The 2942-nt window shown below is 60.7% G+C and carries 2 protein-coding genes; one reads left to right on the top strand and one right to left on the bottom strand.

Annotated elements, in window-relative coordinates; all coding sequences use genetic code 11:
- Positions 1 to 415: 415 nt before the first annotated feature.
- Entirely contained in the window at positions 416 to 1846 is a 1431-nt protein-coding gene (gene ltrA / locus WC698_06380; GenBank protein MFA6039859.1) for a group II intron reverse transcriptase/maturase, read from the top strand.
- Positions 1847 to 2190: 344 nt separating this feature from the next.
- Here the strand turns inward: ltrA and WC698_06385 are convergent.
- A partial coding sequence (locus tag WC698_06385) for a lipocalin family protein (GenBank protein MFA6039860.1) occupies positions 2191 to 2942 on the bottom strand: 752 nt, incomplete at its 5' end.

Genomic DNA, 2942 nt, shown 5'->3' on the forward strand with positions numbered 1-2942 from the left:
CCGTCAGGGCCACCCGATCCATGGGGGCAGGAGTGCCCCCGATCGTGCGCTGTGAAGCTGCACAACCCTCTGGAGTGGAAGACTCCAGCCAACCGGAGCCAATGGCCGGTTGAGAACTCAGAGTAACTGCGTCGCCGTGAGGCGGGGTGGAGAGCAACCGAAGAGAACCAGACAGACCGCAACGAGAGTGAACACGATTCGGCCACAACAGACCGGCGAGCCTGCGATCGAAAGGCGAAGCCCCGAGGTTAAGAGAAGCCCGAGCCCGTTGCCGCGAGCCATGGAGGCGGCAGCAGGGGATGTTGGGGTGGTTGGTGGTGGTATGTCTGGGAAGGGTGGTGCCGTGAACACAGGAGACCTGTCAGGACAGGAGGGCGCAAGCCCCCTGACAGGAGTCAGAGCCGCCATAGTAGCATTGAAGCCGGGTAACGCCGGTGGAGCCAAGGGCGGCAGGGAAGCAGAAGCTTCACATGAAGGACGAGGCGAAGACACCTCCCCGTCAGTTCCGGAAACGGATAAACAAGGGGAAGAGGATCTGTGGCAGCGCTACGGAGCCGAACGTGGAGTCTGGAGTGAGAAGATGCTGGTGGCCCTGCGTGACAGCGGGGCCAAAGGAAAGAAGTGGTTCAGCCTTATAGACAAGGTCTATGCGGAAGGGACCCTTCGACTGGCCTGGGACAAGGTATCATCCAACGCAGGGGCCTGCGGCGTGGATGGTGTGAGTGTAGGGCACTTCGCCAAAGACAGCCAGAAGCGGCTGCTCGCCGTTAGAGAGCACCTCAAGGGAGGCACCTACCAGCCCCAGCCAGTCAAACGGGTGTGGATACCCAAAGCAGGAAGCGCGCAGGGACGCCCGTTGGGCATTCCCACGGTGCGCGACCGTGTGGTGCAGAGCGCCTTGAGGATGGTCATTGAGCCCATCTTTGAGCGTGAGTTTGCGCCACACAGCTATGGGTTCCGGCCCGGACGTGGTTGCAAGGACGTGCTGCGCCGCGTGGACGAGCTGCTGCAAAGCGGGCTGGTGCACGTGGTGGACGTGGACATCAAAGGATACTTCGACAGCATTCCCCATGAACGTCTCATGAGTCTGGTGCGCGAGCGCATCGCTGATGGACGGGTGCTGGGACTGCTGGAGTCATTGCTCAAACAGGGAGTGCTGGAACAGGGAGAAGGGTACACAGAGTCCATGGAGGAGGGCACACCGCAAGGTGGAGTCATCAGTCCCTTGCTGGCCAATGTGTATCTGGACCCACTGGACCGGCTCATGGGTGAAGGAGGGTATGAGATGGTGCGATATGCCGATGACATGGTCATCCTGTGTGGCGATGCCGGCTCAGCCCAACGGGCTCTTGAGACCCTGGGTGAGTGGATGAGAGAAGCTGGGCTGCAACTGCACCCCGAGAAGACCAAGGTGGTGGACATGGGGCAACCCGGAGCCCACTTTGAGTTTTTGGGGTACCGGTTCTGGCGAGGCAAGACCAGCGGGCGCATCCGGCGCTTCATCCGGCATAAGAGTCTCAAAAGCTTCAAGGAGCGGCTCAAGCCGTTGACGCGGCGAGCCAATGGGGAGAGTCTGGAAGCCATCATCATGCGGCTCGAACCGCTTCTGCGTGGGTTCCATGGCTACTTCAAGCATGCTTGCATGGCGGCATTGCGCGAGACGGACGGCTGGGTGCGGGGGCGTTTGAGGGCCATCCTGCGCAAACGACAGCGACTCAAAGGAGTCGCACGAGGCCGCGACCAACAGCGCTGGCCCAACCACTACTTTGCCAGCCTCGGGATGTTCAGCCTGGAACAGGCCCGAGGTGAAGAACTCGCCAGTCTCCGTCATGGAGTCACCTGCTGACTGGAGAGCCGGATGCGGGAAATCCGCCAGTCCGGTTCGGAGGGGGGAGCGGCGCAACCCAATGCGCCGTTCCTACCTCTATCTTGGGCATGGTGTCCACCTTGGCAGATGAACGCAGGCCCAAGGAGTAGTGACTTCAGCCACCGCTCTTTGAGCTGGACGCTTCGCCGCCGAATGTGAGCACAGGCACAAGGAGAGGGAACGCCTCGTTCCCTTCACGGTGATACGATCCATGAGTTGACTGAACCGCTTGTGGTTGGATGAGCGAACTGATCACATCTCTCGGTGGCATTGCCTACGGTGATTACCGTTTCGGTGCGCTTCGGTGCGCGAGGTACGTCGCTTCACTGTTTGCCGCCAAGATGCTTCCGCAAATCCCCCGCATAACCTGCCAGCTCCAAAAACGCACGGCCCACGACCTTGCCGCTCGCATCCAGCACATCACACGCGCCCTCCCAGTAGGGCAGTCCGGTGATATCGCCGCCTTGTTCTTGATCCTGCACGAGTGGTCGAAGCTGATACGTGACTTGCCCGAAGGTGACCTGCACCTCAATGGGATACTCTGCGCCCGAGCGAGGGCTCTTCCATCGCGTGATTTCCTTCCATGAGAAAGCATCAGGACCGAGCGCCTGCTGGGCGCCATCATGCGCAATGGTCACCAACTTCGATGCCGCATCGGTGCTGCCGTCTTCACGGCGCATGCGATAGACCATGAGTTCAGTGCCATCATGGAGTTGCAGTGCCGCCCAGTCCCAGCCCACCTGTCCTTCATCGAGCTGGCTGCTGCTGAACTCGTGATCCATCCAGGCCTCGCCGGTGACGTCGAGAGACTCAACGCCCGACTTCAAGGCCCCAGACACCTTGAGCCGAGGGAAGGTGAGGTAGTGACTCGCGGCGCTGGGTGACGAGCCTTTGCGGGAGACGCCATTCTCTCCGAAAATTGCCAGTGGTTTCATCGACTCCAAATCCAGATTGAGCAACACGTCTGCATGCACCGTCGCAGCGAGGTGCAGCCGCTGGCTGGCGGGCGCCATCTTCAGCGTCCAGTTGGCGTTGCGCACATCCAGTGTCTCCGTGGAAGAAGACGCATCCCATC

The sequence above is a fragment of the Candidatus Peribacteraceae bacterium genome, from assembly GCA_041661065.1.
GTDB lineage: Bacteria > Patescibacteriota > Gracilibacteria > Peribacterales > Peribacteraceae > CAIKAD01.